Genomic DNA, 16,069 nt, shown 5'->3' on the forward strand with positions numbered 1-16,069 from the left:
AATGGCAATACACAACCAGCCTGAGATGATTTATTGTTCTTTTTGTGGAAAGAGTCAAGAAGAAGTCAGAAAAATCATTGCAGGAAATAATGTTTTTATTTGTGACGAATGTGTGGAATTAGCACAGGAAATTATTCGTGAAGAGTTAGCGGAAGAGGTGCTCACTGATTTGGCTGACACACCAAAGCCACAGGAATTGTTAAACATCTTAAGCCACTATGTTATTGGACAAGATCGGGCGAAACGCGCCTTAGCTGTTGCGGTTTATAACCACTACAAGCGTATCAATTTCCAAGATAGTCGAGATGAGAATGATGTGGATTTACAGAAATCCAACATCTTGATGATCGGCCCTACTGGATCAGGAAAGACCTTTTTGGCTCAAACCTTGGCTAAAAGTCTAAATGTACCGTTTGCGATTGCGGATGCAACCTCTTTGACAGAAGCAGGCTATGTCGGAGAGGATGTTGAAAATATTTTGTTAAAACTCATTCAGGCGGCAGATTATAACATTGAGCGTGCTGAACGCGGAATTATTTACGTTGATGAGATTGATAAAATCGCAAAAAAAGGTGAAAATGTATCTATTACTCGCGATGTTTCTGGTGAAGGGGTGCAACAAGCTCTCTTGAAAATTATTGAGGGAACTGTAGCAAGTGTACCTCCACAAGGTGGGCGTAAACACCCAAATCAGGAAATGATCCAAATTGATACAAAAAATATCCTCTTTATCGTTGGTGGTGCCTTTGACGGCATCGAAGAAATTGTCAAACAGCGCCTCGGCGAAAAAATCATCGGCTTTGGCCATAACAATAAAGCAATTGACGAAAAAGATTCATACATGCAAAATATCATTTCAGAAGACATCCAGAAATTTGGGATTATTCCAGAATTGATTGGACGATTACCTGTTTTTGCGGCGTTGAATCAACTAACGGTTGACGATTTAGTACGTATTTTAACAGAGCCTCGTAATGCTCTTGTGAAGCAATACCAAACCCTTCTATCCTACGATGACGTAGAGTTAGAATTTGATGATGATGCGCTTCAAGAAATTGCTAATAAGGCGATTGAACGGAAGACAGGCGCACGTGGTCTTCGCTCAATCATTGAAGAAACTATGTTAGATGTCATGTTTGAAATTCCAAGTCAGGAAGAGGTGAAACGCGTTCGTATCACCAAAGAAGCTGTCCAAGGGACTGAAAAACCTTTGTTAGAAACAGCTTAAATCAGAATGATGATACCGGTCAGCGTTGATTCCGCTGGCTACTGTTGAAAGGAAAATGATGGAAATCAATACCAATAATGCAGAGATTGTTCTTAGTGCTGTCTCGAAAGCACAGTACCCTCAAGACGATATGCCTGAGATTGCTTTGGCTGGACGCTCAAATGTGGGAAAATCCTCTTTTATCAATACGCTTTTAGGACGTAAAAATTTAGCACGTACCTCAAGTAAACCTGGAAAGACTCAGCAACTCAATTTTTACAATATTGATGACAAGCTTCGTTTTGTCGATGTTCCTGGCTATGGCTACGCTAAGGTTTCAAAAACAGAGAGAGCCAAGTGGGGTAAGATGATTGAGGAGTATTTGACCAGCCGTGATAATCTTCGAGCAGTGGTGAGCTTAGTCGATATGCGACATGATCCATCTGCTGACGATGTACAGATGTATGAATTTCTCAAGTATTACGAAATTCCTGTTATTGTTGTGGCTACAAAGGCAGATAAGATTCCACGCGGAAAATGGAATAAGCATGAATCAGCTATCAAGAAGAAACTAGATTTTGAGAAAAGTGATCATTTTGTGGTGTTTTCATCAGAAACACGACATGGATTTGAAGAGGCTTGGAACAGTATTTTAGAGAAAATTGATTAAAAATCGGATTTTTTCCGATTTTTTTCAAATGTTGAAAGAAAATCCTTGCATCCATCACAGAAGTATGGTATCATAATTGAGGTTTGAAAAAACTGACCTAAGACAGTAGGGGAGCTGGACTCATAAAGATCCTACCGAGGCACAAAACGATAATCTTAATTATGCGTATTTGTACTTTCGTGTCTAGGTTTAGGTGCGATTTTTTTTGTGCCTAGCCCAAAATAAAAACGGAGGTAAAACGAAATGTCAGAAGCTATTATTGCTAAAAAAGCAGAATTAGTAGATGCAGTTGCCGAGCAAATGAAAGCTGCTACTTCAATCGTTGTAGTAGACGCACGTGGTTTGACAGTTGAACAAGATACAGTTCTTCGTCGTAACTTGCGTGGTGAAGAAGTTGAGTATAAAGTCATTAAAAACTCAATCTTGCGTCGTGCTGCAGAGAAAGCTGGTCTTGAAGGACTTGTAGAATTGTTTGTAGGTCCATCTGCAGTTGCATTCTCAAACGATGCAGTTGCTCCAGCTAAAATTATCTATGATTTTGCAAAAACTGCTGACGCTCTTGAAATCAAGGGTGGTGCTGTAGAAGGTAAAGTTTCAACTAAAGCTGAAATTGAAGCACTTGCTACATTGCCAAACCGCGAAGGAATGCTTTCTATGCTCCTTTCAGTACTTCAAGCGCCTGTTCGCAACGTTGCATATGCTGTCAAAGCAGTTGCAGAAAAAGAAGAAGACGCTGCTTAATGCGTCAGAGTGTAGCTGCTTAGTGCTACAAAAACTATTTTAAAAAAAACTATTTGGAGGAAATCACAATGGCATTGAACATTGAAAACATTATTGCTGAAATTAAAGAAGCTACAATCCTTGAGCTTAACGACCTTGTAAAAGCTATCGAAGAAGAATTTGGTGTAACAGCTGCTGCTCCTGTTGCAGTTGCTGCTGCTGGTGGTGCTGAAGAAGCTGCTAAAGATTCATTCGACGTTGAATTGACATCTGCTGGCGACAAAAAAGTTGGCGTTATCAAAGTTGTACGTGAAATCACTGGTGAAGGCCTTAAAGAAGCTAAAGCTATCGTTGACAACGCACCATCAATCATCAAAGAAGGTGCTTCTGCAGCTGAAGCTGAAGAAATCAAAGCTAAATTGGAAGAAGCTGGAGCTAGCGTAACTCTTAAATAATAGAGTTCTGCAAGTACTTGCAATATTCTAATAGCATCCCCACTGAGAGTTTTCTTGGTGGGGATTTTTGTCATGTGTTTTATGAAAATGTCGCTTCTCCATTATTGCCTCATTCATGGTATAATAGAGAGAATGAAAATGTAATTGTATGAGGTGAATAAATGGCTACGATTCAATGGTTTCCAGGGCACATGTCCAAGGCTCGGAGACAGGTACAGGAAAACATAAAATTTGTGGATTTTGTGACGATTTTGGTAGATGCAAGATTGCCTTTATCCAGTCAAAATCCCATGTTAACAAAGATTGTCGGAGATAAGCCAAAGTTGCTGATTTTGAACAAGGCGGATTTAGCAGATCCAGTTCGGACTAAGGAATGGCGTACTTTTTATGAAAGTCAAGGAATTAAAACCTTGGTCATCAATTCCAAGGAACAGTCAACCGTTAAAAAAGTGACAGATGCGGCGAAGGCTTTGATGGCAGATAAAATTGCCCGTCAGAAAGAGAGGGGGATCCAGATTGAAACCTTACGCACCATGATTATCGGCATCCCAAATGCAGGGAAATCTACCTTAATGAATCGTTTGGCAGGTAAGAAAATCGCCGTCGTTGGCAATAAGCCAGGTGTGACAAAGGGGCAACAGTGGCTCAAATCGAATAAAGATTTGGAAATTTTGGATACACCAGGGATTCTCTGGCCCAAGTTTGAAGATGAGGTGGTTGGTCTAAAATTAGCTCTAACAGGTGCGATTAAAGATCAGTTACTCCCGATGGACGAAGTAACGATTTTTGGATTAAATTATTTCAAAACCTATTATCCAGAACGCCTAAAAGAGCGGTTTAAAGGGATTGACTTGGAGGAAGAAGCGCCTGAAATGATCATGTCACTGACAAAGAAATTAGGTTTCCGAGATGATTATGATCGGTTTTACAGTCTTTTTGTGAAGGATGTTCGTGATGGAAAATTAGGGCTATATACACTGGATAGGGTAGAAGTAGATGGCGACAATCAAGGAAATTAAAGAAGAATTGGCTACTATCTCAGATTTAGCTGATGAACGCTGGGCCATGTTTGAGGCGGATAGCAGAGCAGGAGTCCAATCTGCCATTCGTCAGCGAAGAAAGACTATTCAAGCGGTGATTGCGGAAGAGGAACGCTTGGAAAACATGTTGCGCTATGAAAAGGAGTTATACAGCAAAGGGTATGAGGCGATTGCGGGGATTGATGAAGTGGGTCGGGGTCCGCTTGCAGGTCCTGTGGTGACTGCTTGTGTCATTTTGCCTAAGAATTGTAAGATTACGGGTCTTAATGATTCTAAAAAAATTCCTAAAAGTAAGCACGAGACTATCTATCAAGCTGTTTTAGAAGCTGCACTCAGCGTGGGAATCGGAATTGTAGACCAGGAAACCATTGACCAAGTTAATATCTATGAGGCGACCAAAATTGGAATGTTAGCAGCCATTCACAATTTGAAAGGTGAAGTGATGCGACCTGATTATCTGCTGATTGACGCCATGAAGCTAGAAACTCAAATTCCACAGCAATCTATTATTAAAGGAGATGCTAATTCTCTTTCAATTGCTGCTGCTTCCATCGTGGCTAAAGTCACCCGTGATCGTATCATGGCAGACTACGACCGGCAATTTCCGGGATATGGTTTTGCTCAAAATGCTGGATATGGGACGGCGGAGCATTTGGAAGGTCTTAAAAGATATGGTGTGACACCAATTCACCGAAAAACGTTCGAACCGATTAAAGGTATCCTGAAGTCCCAACAACAGTAAAGTGAATCAATTCACTCTATTTTGATCAATTTTTCAACCGTTCAACAAGTTTGTTGGACGGTTTTCGAATTAAATAAATGGAGGGATTTTATGAATAATTTTGACATTTTTAAGCTGAAAAAAGCAGGACTGACAAATCTCAATATCAATAAGGTATTAGCGTATAAAGAGAAAGTCGGAAAGCGACTATCGCTACGGGATATTGCAGTAGTATCTGAGTGCAAGGAACCAATTCTCTTTATTGAAAAATATAAGCAATTAGATATTAAGTCCTGCCGTGAGGAGTTCAATCGCTTCCCATCGTTTTCTATTTTAGACACCATCTATCCTATGGAGTTAAAAGAAATTTACAATCCACCTACTCTTATCTTTTATCAGGGGAATTTAGAATTACTGGATTTACCAAAACTTGCTGTTGTGGGCACGCGCAAGGCTAGTACGTATGGAATCCAATCTATTCAAAAAATCATCAATGAGTTGAAGAATCGCTTTGTCATTGTGAGTGGTTTGGCACGTGGGATTGATACAGCGGCGCATATTGCCAGTCTCAAAAACGGTGGGCAAACAATTGCTGTTATTGGGACAGGACTCGACCAGTATTATCCAAGAGAAAATCGAGAGTTACAAAACTATCTTGCCAAGAACCAATTGTTACTGTCAGAGTATGAACCAGAATCTAAGCCTTTGAAATACCATTTCCCAGAACGGAATCGACTTATTGCAGGGCTATCTCGTGCGGTTCTAGTAGCAGAAGCTAAGATGAGATCTGGTAGTCTGATTACCTGTGAGAGAGCTTTGGAAGAAGGACGTGATATCTTTGCAATTCCTGGTTCCATTTTAGATGGAAAATCGGATGGATGCCACCTTTTAATACAAGAAGGCGCAAAGTGCGTCACATCAGGCTTTGACATCCTATCAGAGTATGAAAAATGAAAGTTGTTTCTCCTATAGGAAAAAGAAAGTTCTTGACACATACCTAAAAATAGTATATTCTTTTGAGAGTTAAAACTATAAAGGTATGAAAATGGCTACAAAAACAAGTACAAAAAAGAAAACGATAACAAAGAAAAATCTAGTTATCGTAGAGTCGCCTGCAAAGGCAAAAACAATTGAGAAATATTTGGGTCGAAATTACAAGGTAGTTGCCTCAGTTGGACATATTCGAGATTTGAAAAAATCAACCATGTCAATTGATTTTGAGAATAACTATGAACCGCAATATATCAATATTCGTGGTAAGGGAGACCTAATAAACTCTCTGAAAAAAGAAGCAAAGAATGCTAAAAAAGTCTATTTAGCGAGTGACCCGGACCGTGAAGGAGAAGCTATTTCATGGCATTTGGCACATATTTTGAACTTGGACGAATCGGATGCCAACCGTGTGGTCTTTAATGAGATTACCAAAGATGCTGTAAAAAATGCTTTTAAAGAGCCTCGAACGATTGACCATGACCTAGTAGATGCCCAGCAGGCTCGTCGTGTTTTAGACCGTATCGTGGGGTATTCTATTTCACCACTCCTATGGAAGAAGGTCAAAAAAGGTTTATCAGCAGGACGTGTGCAGTCTGTTGCTTTAAAGCTGATCATTGACCGCGAAAATGAGATCAACCGATTCCAACCAGAAGAATACTGGACCATTGATGCGAACTTTAAAAAGGGAAATAAAAAGTTTCAAGCGAATTTCTACGGACTTGATGGAAAAAAACTGAAACTCGAGAACAATGATCAAGTCAAAGAAGTACTGGCTCGCATCAAGGGAGATGAGTTCCAAGTTGAGCAGGTGGAACGCAAGGAACGGAAACGCAATGCTCCATTGCCATACACAACTTCCACGATGCAGATGGATGCGGCCAATAAAATCAATTTCCGAACTCGTAAAACCATGATGGTCGCTCAGCAACTCTATGAGGGAGTGAATTTGGGAACTGGTGGAGCGCAAGGGTTGATTACTTATATGCGTACAGACTCTACGCGTATCAGTCCTGTGGCACAGGAACAAGCAGCAGCCTTCATCACGGAGCGATTTGGAGAAAAATATTCGAAGCATGGAAGTCGAGTGCGTAATGCATCAGGTGCTCAGGATGCGCATGAAGCTATTCGACCTTCGAACGTCAATCTGACACCAGAATCTATTGCGAAACACTTAGATAAGGACCAACTCAAACTCTACACCTTAATTTGGAATCGATTTGTTGCTAGCCAAATGACCGCAGCCGTTTTTGATACTATGAATGTCCGTCTTGGTCAAAATGGAGTTCTCTTTACTGCCAATGGTAGTCAGGTCAAATTTGACGGTTATATGGCTGTTTACAATGATGCTGATAAGAACAAGATGCTTCCTGATATGGAAACGGGTGATGTTGTCACACGTTCGACAACAAATCCTGAACAGCATTTTACGCAGCCACCAGCTCGCTATTCAGAAGCGACTCTTATCAAGACGTTGGAAGAAAATGGTGTTGGACGTCCATCTACTTATGCCCCAACGATTGAGACTATTCAGAAACGTTATTATGTGAAACTTGTTTCTAAACGTTTTGAACCAACTGAACTAGGTGAAATTGTCAACAAACTCATCGTCGAATTCTTCCCTGATATTGTCAATGTGACGTTTACAGCCGAAATGGAGCAAAAACTGGATGATGTCGAAGTTGGGAAGGAGCAGTGGCAGAAGGTCATTGATAGTTTCTACCAGCCTTTCAAGGTCGAATTGGCCAAGGCAGAAACAGAAATGGAAAAAATCCAAATCAAGGATGAGCCTGCTGGTTTTGACTGTGATGTTTGCGGTAATCCAATGGTCATCAAATTAGGCAAATACGGCAAATTCTACGCCTGCTCAAATTTCCCTGATTGTCGCAACACCAAACAAATTGTCAAAGAAATTGGCGTAACCTGCCCAGTCTGTGGAGAAGGACATGTCATTGAGCGAAAGAGCAAACGAAATCGTCTCTTCTATGGATGTGACCGCTATCCAGAATGTGAATTTACTTCATGGGACAAGCCGGTTGGTCGTCACTGTCCAAAATGCGACCATTACCTGGTTGAAAAGAAAGTTCGTGGTGGCGGTAAGCAAGTTGTTTGTCCAAATGGTGATTACGAAGAAGAAAAAGTTAAATAAGCAAAAAAAGTTTACATAACATGTATTATGTAAACTTTTTTGCATTCTTATTCATTCAAGCTCCAATATTTTGAATATGAATGGTGAGTAGGTCATTCGCAAGAATTAGGTATTTCTGATATAATAGTCATTATTAAAATAGAAAGATTTGAACTAGAATACATTTCTAGTAAGAGGTATTAGTGTATTGTCTCAATCAATCAAAAAAGCGTCGTATATCAATGTCATTGGTGCTGGTCTGGCTGGCTCAGAAGCAGCTTATCAGATTGCTAAACGAGGTATTCCAGTAAAACTATATGAAATGCGTGGTGTCAAGCCAACGCCACAACATAAGACAGCCAATTTTGCTGAGTTAGTTTGTTCCAATTCCTTCCGTGGTGATTCTTTAACAAATGCGGTTGGCTTATTGAAAGAAGAGATGCGTCGTTTGGATTCGGTTATTCTTCGCAATGGTGAAGCCAATCGTGTCCCGGCTGGTGGGGCGATGGCGGTGGATCGTGAAGGTTATGCAGAGGCTGTCACAGCTGAAATTGAAAGCAATCCTTTGATTGAAGTCATTCGTGGAGAGATGAGAGAGATTCCTGATGATGCCATCACAGTCATTGCAACTGGTCCCTTGACTTCAGATGCCTTAGCAGAAAAAATCCATGAATTAAATGGTGGTGACGGTTTTTATTTCTACGATGCAGCAGCGCCGATTATTGACAAGTCGACGATTGATATGGACAAGGTCTATCTGAAATCGCGTTATGACAAGGGCGAGGCGGCTTATCTCAACTGTCCGATGACCAAAGAAGAGTTTATGGCTTTTCATGAAGCCTTGACAACGGCTGAAGAAGCTCCGCTAAATTCTTTTGAAAAAGAAAAGTACTTTGAAGGCTGTATGCCAATTGAAGTCATGGCCAAACGAGGTATTAAAACCATTCTCTATGGCCCTATGAAGCCAGTTGGTCTAGAATACCCTGAAGATTATAAAGGACCGCGTGATGGCGAGTTTAAGACACCTTATGCAGTCGTACAACTCCGCCAAGACAATGCAGCAGGGAGCCTCTACAATATTGTAGGCTTCCAAACGCATCTCAAATGGGGGGAGCAAAAACGCGTCTTCCAAATGATTCCTGGTCTCGAAAATGCTGAGTTTGTCCGCTATGGGGTGATGCATCGTAATTCTTACATGGATTCACCAAATCTCTTGACACAAACCTTCCAGTCCCGCACCAACCCAAATCTATTCTTTGCTGGTCAAATGACAGGTGTGGAAGGCTATGTTGAGTCAGCGGCATCTGGTCTTGTGGCAGGGATAAATGCAGCGCGTCTTTTCAAGGGCGAAGAAGAAGTTGTCTTCCCTGAAACAACAGCTATCGGTGCTCTACCATACTATATCACGCATACGGAAAGCAAACATTTCCAACCAATGAATGTCAACTTTGGGATTATTAAAGAGCTTGATGGTCCACGGATTCGTGATAAAAAAGAGCGCTATGAAACGATTGCAGCACGTGCTTTGAATGATTTAGAAGGCTATCTAACAGTCTAATCATTCTGTCTACATCTCCCTTTCTGTTGTATGCAAGGGAGATTATTTTTTATATGAATATAGAATTTTTCTGAAAAGTAAGGTATAATAGCAAAAACAATAGAATGACAGGAATATGCATGTGAACAAAGCCTATTTTTATCTTGAAATGAGAACGCATGAATTATGCGTTCCTTATACCAATCAGATGCGCCGCATTCGTGTACTTTTGCCAAAAAACTACGAAGAAAATGCCTCTGATACTTATCCGGTAGTATATTTTCATGATGGCCAAAATGTTTTTTATAGCAAAGAAGCTTTTGCTGGCCATTCTTGGAAGGTGATTCCTGCGATTAAACGCAATCCCGATATTGCGCAAATGATTGTAGTGGCAATTGACAATGATGGCGCAAATCGGATGAATGAATATGCTGCATGGAAGTACCAAGAATTTGGAATTCCTGGTGTGCAATTCGGAGGAATGGGAACAGAGTATGCAGAGTTCATCATGGATGTCGTGAAACCGTTTATTGATCAAGAATACCGTACCAAATCTGATAAGGCTCATACAGCGATGATAGGATCTTCTCTTGGAGGCAATATCACGCAATTTATGGGCCTGGCTTATCAAGAGAAGATTGGTTGTCTTGGTGTCTTTTCGTCTGCGAATTGGATTCATCAAGACGCCTTTGATCGTTACATTGACAGACAGGTATTGGATAAGGAGCAGCGCGTTTATATCTATGTAGGCACAGAAGAAGCAGATGACACGGATAAAACACTTATGGCAGGAAATATTAAACAGGCTTATATTGATTCTTCTCTCTCCTACTATCGTCAATTGATAGCGGGAGGAATTGGAGTGGACAATCTTAAGCTTTCTATTGCATCGGGAGCGATTCATCACGAGGAAGCATGGGCATCATATCTACCGGATTGCTTGCGATTTTTAAGTGAAAATTGGTAAGGAGGACCTATCATCGTGCATGTTGAATTTTTAAGTCATTGGTCAGGGCAATTGGGACGTGAAATGGCGCTCAATCGGTATGGCCATGCTGGTATTCCTGTTGTCGTTTTTCCATCATCAGGCGGTACCCACAATGAATATGCTGATTTTGGTATGATTGAAGCCTGTCATGAGTTTATCGAGGCAGGAAAAGTGCAATTTTTTACTCTAAGTAGTATTGATAATGAAAGTTGGCTAGCAGATTGGAAATCGATGTATGACCGTGCACAAGCACATACAGCCTACGAAGGTTATGTGATCAGCGAGGCCATTCCTTTTATCAAGCACAAAACGGGTTGGTTTGACGGAATGATGGTGACAGGCTGCTCGATGGGAGCCTTCCATGCTGTGAATTTCTTCCTTCAGCACCCAGATGTGTTTACCAAGGTCATTGCCCTTTCAGGCGTCTATGATGTCCGTTATTTTAACGGAAATCAAGATTATGGCAATGATCCTACCGTTTACCAACATTCACCAGCAGACTATCTTTGGAATCAAGAGGATAGTTGGTTTATCGACCATTATAGGGCAGCAGATATTATTGTCTGTAGTGGTCTGGGCGCTTGGGAACAGGATGGTTTACCCAGCTTTTATACACTCAAAGATGCCTTTCAATTCAAAAATATTCCAGCCTGGTTTGACGAATGGGGTTATGATGTGGCGCACGACTGGGTATGGTGGCGTCAGCAAATGCCTTATTTCCTTCATCACATGAATCTCTAGAAAGGATTGCTTATGAATTACCTTGTGATTTCCCCTTATTATCCTGATAATTTCCAACCCTTTACCACTGCACTGGCTAAAAAAGAAAATGTAACTGTATTAGGCATAGGTCAAGAGCCATATGATCAGCTGGGAGCAGAATTGCAGGAAGCGTTAACGGAATATTTCCGTGTAGAAAATCTAGAAGATTTGGATGAAGTGAAACGTGCAGTTGCCTTTCTTTTTTACAAACATGGTCCAATTGATCGTATTGAATCGCACAATGAATACTGGCTCGACATGGATGCAGCTCTCCGTGCTCAATTTGATGTATTTGGGCCAAAGCCTGCGGATTTGAAGAAAACAAAATTTAAATCAGAAATGAAAAAGTATTTCAAAAAAGCTGGTGTACCAGTAGTAGCAGGCCAAATAATCAAAACAGAGAGACACATCAAAAAAGCGGTCAAAGAAATTGGTTTTCCAATGATTGCAAAACCAGACAATGGTGTAGGGGCAGCAGCCACTTATAAGCTATCTACCCCAAAAGATGTTGAACGTTTTCAAGCAGAGTGGGATGGTCAAACTGTCTATTTCTTTGAGAAATTTGTCAATTCTAGTAAGGTGATTACCTATGATGGCTTAATTGACAGCCAGGGTAATATCGTCTATGAGACGAGCTTAGAGTATGTCCATACACCTTTAAGTTTGGTAGTAGACCAGAAGGACAATGCCTATTTTATTTATGATAAAGTTGATGAAAAACTTCGTCAATATGGGCAGGCTATCATAAAGACTTTTGGTATGAAAGAACGATTCTTCCATATTGAATTTTTCAAAGATGGCGATGACTATATCGTGATTGAATACAATAATCGTCCAGCTGGTGGGTTTACAGTTGATGCCTATAATTTTGCGCATTCCATTGATTTGTACAGCGATTATGCGCGAATGGTTGCTGGTGAAACCGTTGCGGAACGAATCTATCCAGCTCAGTTTTCTCTTTCAATTAGCCGACGAGATCAGACCAGCTATGTCCATACGGAAGAAGAAATTCGCGCTCGTTACCAAGGCAAATTGAAGATGGTCAAAAGGATGCCAGAAGCCTTTGTAGCCTTACAGGGCAATCTTGTGTATATCTTGACAGCAGAAAATCTAGAAGCGATTCATGAAATGATTGCATTTATCAGTCAAACTACTTAAGATTTCGTATGAATTTTATAAGAAAGACATATGAAACAGATGTGAAATTTGAAAAAAAGCGGGACATGGTTCCTGCTTTTTTATGCCCTTTTCAAATTTTATGATACAGTAGCAGAAAACTTTGAAGGAAAATGTGAGCGTGTTTAAGGAGGAAAGACTTCGAAAAATCAATAAAGAAAGCCTTTTCACAAATCTATAACTTTAACTTATAGTCTGATTAATTTTTCTTAAGTAGACTTTGAAAGCGTTTCATATTAAGATAAGGGTGTCAACAAAAATGTAAACGCTTTACACGGAAAAATTTCATAATAAATATAAAAGGAGTTTTAACGATGTCAGTTAAAGAATTAGCACGTGAATTGTACCCAGAGGATTTGTTTGGTTATGCTGAAAAGCTAACGGAAGGTGAATTGAAGGTTTTGAAACACCTTCGTGAAGAAATGGAGAAACGTATTCGCCCAGTTCTCATTGAGAGCTACGAAAAAGCATTGTTGCCACGTGAAGAAATTCTTGGTGCATTTGCAGCAGCTCGCATCATGGATCACCCAGACTTATTTGTAGGTCGCGAAGGTCAATGGAAATCACGTGAAATCTACAACACTTTCCTCTATCTTGAATTGGCTCGCTTCGATCCCTCAGTAGCAACATTCTATACAGTACATGGTGGTTTGGGATACAACACCATCCTCATCGGTGGGAATGAAGAGCAACGCGAACGCTTCGGTACACCTGTTCGCACCTTTCAAGCACAAACTTGTTTTGCTTTGACAGAGCCTGATCATGGTTCAGATATCGCAGGTGGTTTGGCAACAACTGCTGAGCGCCGTGGCGACAAATGGATCTTAAATGGTGAAAAACGTTGGATTGGTGGTGCAAAAACAGCCGACTTCATTCCAGTCTTTGCTCGTGATGTAGAAACGAAGAAAATCAAATGTTTCATGGTTAAAAAAGGTAGTGAAGGACTTTCAGTTGAAAACGTACCACACAAAATTGCGCTTCGTTTGGTAAATAACGGACACATCACATTAAAAGATGTTGAAGTAGCAGAAGCTGACCGTCTTGAAAATATCAACGGCTACGGCGATGTTGCAAAAATCTTTGTCCGTACTCGTGCAGACGTAGCGTACATCGCAATGGGAACAGCAGCTGGTGCTTATAATGCAGCCCTTCGTTTGACAACAACTCGTGAGCAATTTGGCCGTAAATTGGCTGGCTTCCAGTTGGTACAAGAAAAATTGGCTCGTATGCAAGCGAACGTAGTAGCAGCTATTGCGTACAGTGTCCGTATTGGTGAATTGCAAGAAGAAGGTCAAGAAGTGATGCTCAACTCATCTCTTGCGAAATTGCACAACTCACTTCGTATGCGTGAAACAGTTGCCCTGGCACGTGAAGTATGTGGTGGTAATGGTATCACTCTTGAAACAGAGGTGGCACGCTTCTTCACTGACGCAGAAGCAATCTACACTTACGAAGGGACGCATGAAATCAACGCTATGCTCGTTGCTCGTGAATTGACAGGTATCGGTGCATTCGTATAAAAAAGGAATGTGAAGGAATGGTTGAAAGGCTGATGCCATTCGACTGTTCCTTTCTTGTTGGATATTTAAGAGGAAAAGGAAAAGAACAATGACAATTTCAAAAGTAATGATTATCGGTTCAGGTCAAATGGGTAGCGGTATTGCTCAAGTATTTGCACAATCTGGTTTCACAGTTTATCTCAATGACATCAACGAAGAATTTGTAAAACGTGGTTTGAAAGGCATCCAAAAACAATTGGCTCGTTCAGTAGCCCGTGAGCGTTTGACACAAGAACAAGCGGAAGAAATCTTCGACCGCATTATTCCTTCAGTGGATTATGCAGATGCGAAAGACGTAGAATTGATTGTTGAAGCAGCAACTGAAAACCGTGATATCAAACTCAGCATTTTCAAACAATTGGATGAAATCACTGGTGAAAATACCATCCTGGCTTCGAACACTTCTTCACTTTCTATTACAGACATCGCTGCAGCGACAGGTCGTCCTGATAAAGTTGTTGGTTTGCATTTCTTCAACCCAGCACCAGTGATGAAATTGGTTGAAATTATTAAAGCCATCCAGACATCAACTGAGACTGTTCACTTGATGGAAGAATTAGCTGGTCAAATCAATAAGACAGCGGTTCGTGTTGCGGATTCTTACGGATTTGTTGTCAACCGTATCTTGATTCCAATGATCAATGAAGCTATCTTTGTGCTCGGTGAAGGTGTGGCAGAAGCAGAAGAAATTGATGAAGCAATGAAATTGGGTGCCAACCATCCGATTGGTCCATTGGCACTTGGTGATTTGATTGGTTTGGATGTCGTATTGGCCATCATGAACGTATTGAACAATGGTTTCAACGATCCAAAATACCGTCCAGCACCACTCCTTAAGAAAATGGTTGAAGCAGGTAAACTTGGCCGTAAGACAGGCGAAGGTTTCTTTAAATATTAAGAGAGAGCAGAGTTAGAAAGAGGTAAAAATATGAAAGAAGCAGTAATTGTCTCAGCAGTTCGGACACCGATTGGTAGCTTCGGTGGATCATTAAAAGATGTTTCAGCAGTTGATTTAGGTGTGACAGTGGTAAAAGGTGCAATTGAGCGCGCTGGCTTGAAACCAGAACAAGTAGATGAAGTCATTTTGGGGAATGTCTTGAGTGGTGGCCTTGGCCAAAATATGGCACGCCAAGTCAGCGTAAAATCAGGTATTCCAATTTCAAGTCCCGCATTTACCATCAATAAAGTATGTGGATCAGGTTTGAAAACCATCCAATTGGCAGCGCAAGCTATTATGCTAGGGGATGCAGATATCATCGTAGCAGGTGGAGCTGAAAGTATGAGTCAAGCACCGTATGTCCTGCAACAACAACGTTGGGGTTCACGTATGGGCGACAGCAAGGTTGTAGATACCCTTTTGCGTGATGGTTTGGTGGACGCGTTTGACGATTACCACATGGGAATCACCGCAGAAAATGTTGCTGAGAAATATAACATCACGCGCGAACAACAGGACACCTTTGCTGTTCATTCACAACGCAAAGCAGTTGCAGCAGTCAAAGCTGGTCGTTTTAAAGAAGAAATTGTTCCAGTTCTTGTGCCACAACGTAAGGGTGACCCAATCGTATTTGATACGGATGAATACCCACGTGAAAATGCGTCATTGGAAGGTATGGCTAAGTTGCGTACTGCCTTCAAGAAAGATGGTACAGTAACAGCTGGGAACGCTTCTGGTATCAATGATGGTGCAGCAGCCGTGGTCGTAACATCTCGTGAAAAAGCGGAAGAACTTGGACTTGAAATCCTTGCGACTATCAAATCCTATGCAAGTGCTGGTTTGGAACCAGAATACATGGGTTGTGGCCCCATCTACGCTACTCGTAAAGCCTTAGAAAAAGCAGACTTGAAAGTCAGTGACCTTGATTTGATTGAATCAAATGAAGCTTTTGCAGCACAAGCATGCGCAGTCAACCAAGAACTCGGTTTGAACACAGATATTGTCAACGTTAATGGTGGGGCAATTGCTCTAGGACACCCTATCGGTGCATCTGGTGCTCGTATCTTCGTTACTTTACTTCACGAAATGCAAAAACGTGATGCCAAACGTGGATTAGCAACTCTCTGTATCGGTGGCGGTATGGGGACTGCTGTAATCGTTGAACGGTAGTAGGGGGTA

15 protein-coding genes and 1 other annotated feature are annotated in these 16,069 nt (G+C 41.1%); all 15 genes read left to right on the forward strand.

Features of this window, described 5'->3' with window-relative positions; all coding sequences use genetic code 11:
- The first annotated feature begins 1 nt into the window (after position 1).
- The 15 genes from clpX to A3I9_RS0106185 all read left to right on the forward strand — a co-directional run bounded on the left by clpX (position 2) and on the right by A3I9_RS0106185 (position 16,060).
- A complete protein-coding gene (gene clpX, locus A3I9_RS0106115) occupies positions 2 to 1,228 on the forward strand; it encodes an ATP-dependent Clp protease ATP-binding subunit ClpX (protein ID WP_018378164.1) in 1,227 nt (408 codons plus the stop codon).
- Between the two features lie 58 nt (positions 1,229 to 1,286).
- The gene (gene yihA, locus A3I9_RS0106120) at positions 1,287 to 1,877 is read left to right on the forward strand and encodes a ribosome biogenesis GTP-binding protein YihA/YsxC (protein WP_018378165.1); all 591 of its coding nucleotides are present in this window, start codon (positions 1,287 to 1,289) and stop codon (positions 1,875 to 1,877) included.
- Positions 1,878 to 1,955: 78 nt separating this feature from the next.
- Positions 1,956 to 2,091, forward strand: a sequence feature (ribosomal protein L10 leader region).
- 29 nt (positions 2,092 to 2,120) lie between these two features.
- The gene (rplJ, locus tag A3I9_RS0106125) at positions 2,121 to 2,618 is read left to right on the forward strand and encodes a 50S ribosomal protein L10 (protein ID WP_018378166.1); all 498 of its coding nucleotides are present in this window, start codon (positions 2,121 to 2,123) and stop codon (positions 2,616 to 2,618) included.
- Between the two features lie 68 nt (positions 2,619 to 2,686).
- Entirely contained in the window at positions 2,687 to 3,052 is a 366-nt protein-coding gene (rplL, locus tag A3I9_RS0106130; protein WP_018378167.1) for a 50S ribosomal protein L7/L12, read from the forward strand.
- Positions 3,053 to 3,213: 161 nt separating this feature from the next.
- On the forward strand, positions 3,214 to 4,071 hold the full coding sequence (gene ylqF / locus A3I9_RS0106135) for a ribosome biogenesis GTPase YlqF (protein ID WP_018378168.1): 858 nt from the start codon (positions 3,214 to 3,216) through the stop codon (positions 4,069 to 4,071).
- A complete protein-coding gene (locus A3I9_RS0106140; RefSeq protein ID WP_018378169.1) occupies positions 4,049 to 4,834 on the forward strand; it encodes a ribonuclease HII in 786 nt (261 codons plus the stop codon). Before ylqF ends, A3I9_RS0106140 begins: the two co-directional genes overlap by 23 nt.
- Positions 4,835 to 4,924: 90 nt before the next feature.
- On the forward strand, positions 4,925 to 5,767 hold the full coding sequence (gene dprA / locus A3I9_RS0106145) for a DNA-processing protein DprA (protein WP_018378170.1): 843 nt from the start codon (positions 4,925 to 4,927) through the stop codon (positions 5,765 to 5,767).
- A 91-nt stretch (positions 5,768 to 5,858) separates the two neighbouring features.
- Positions 5,859 to 7,952, forward strand: coding sequence for a type I DNA topoisomerase (gene topA, locus A3I9_RS0106150; RefSeq protein ID WP_018378171.1), 2,094 nt, complete (start codon positions 5,859 to 5,861; stop codon positions 7,950 to 7,952).
- Positions 7,953 to 8,139: 187 nt separating this feature from the next.
- Positions 8,140 to 9,489 (forward strand): methylenetetrahydrofolate--tRNA-(uracil(54)-C(5))-methyltransferase (FADH(2)-oxidizing) TrmFO, encoded by a 1,350-nt coding sequence (gene trmFO / locus A3I9_RS0106155; protein ID WP_018378172.1) that lies wholly within the window; start codon positions 8,140 to 8,142, stop codon positions 9,487 to 9,489.
- A 121-nt stretch (positions 9,490 to 9,610) separates the two neighbouring features.
- On the forward strand, positions 9,611 to 10,435 hold the full coding sequence (locus A3I9_RS0106160; RefSeq protein WP_026217363.1) for an alpha/beta hydrolase: 825 nt from the start codon (positions 9,611 to 9,613) through the stop codon (positions 10,433 to 10,435).
- 15 nt (positions 10,436 to 10,450) lie between these two features.
- Positions 10,451 to 11,197, forward strand: a complete 747-nt coding sequence (locus A3I9_RS0106165) for an esterase family protein (protein WP_018378174.1) — start codon at positions 10,451 to 10,453, stop codon at positions 11,195 to 11,197.
- 12 nt (positions 11,198 to 11,209) lie between these two features.
- Positions 11,210 to 12,376 carry an ATP-grasp domain-containing protein gene (locus A3I9_RS0106170; RefSeq protein ID WP_018378175.1) on the forward strand — a complete coding sequence of 389 codons (1,167 nt, stop codon included), beginning with the start codon at positions 11,210 to 11,212 and terminating at the stop codon, positions 12,374 to 12,376.
- 332 nt (positions 12,377 to 12,708) lie between these two features.
- Positions 12,709 to 13,914, forward strand: coding sequence for an acyl-CoA dehydrogenase FadE (gene fadE, locus A3I9_RS0106175; protein ID WP_018378176.1), 1,206 nt, complete (start codon positions 12,709 to 12,711; stop codon positions 13,912 to 13,914).
- Positions 13,915 to 14,002: 88 nt separating this feature from the next.
- A complete protein-coding gene (locus A3I9_RS0106180; protein WP_018378177.1) occupies positions 14,003 to 14,851 on the forward strand; it encodes a 3-hydroxybutyryl-CoA dehydrogenase in 849 nt (282 codons plus the stop codon).
- Positions 14,852 to 14,881: 30 nt separating this feature from the next.
- Positions 14,882 to 16,060 carry an acetyl-CoA C-acetyltransferase gene (locus tag A3I9_RS0106185; protein WP_018369140.1) on the forward strand — a complete coding sequence of 393 codons (1,179 nt, stop codon included), beginning with the start codon at positions 14,882 to 14,884 and terminating at the stop codon, positions 16,058 to 16,060.
- Positions 16,061 to 16,069: the final 9 nt, after the last annotated feature.

Origin of the sequence: Streptococcus ovis DSM 16829, assembly GCF_000380125.1 — a bacterium.
Classification (GTDB): domain Bacteria; phylum Bacillota; class Bacilli; order Lactobacillales; family Streptococcaceae; genus Streptococcus; species Streptococcus ovis.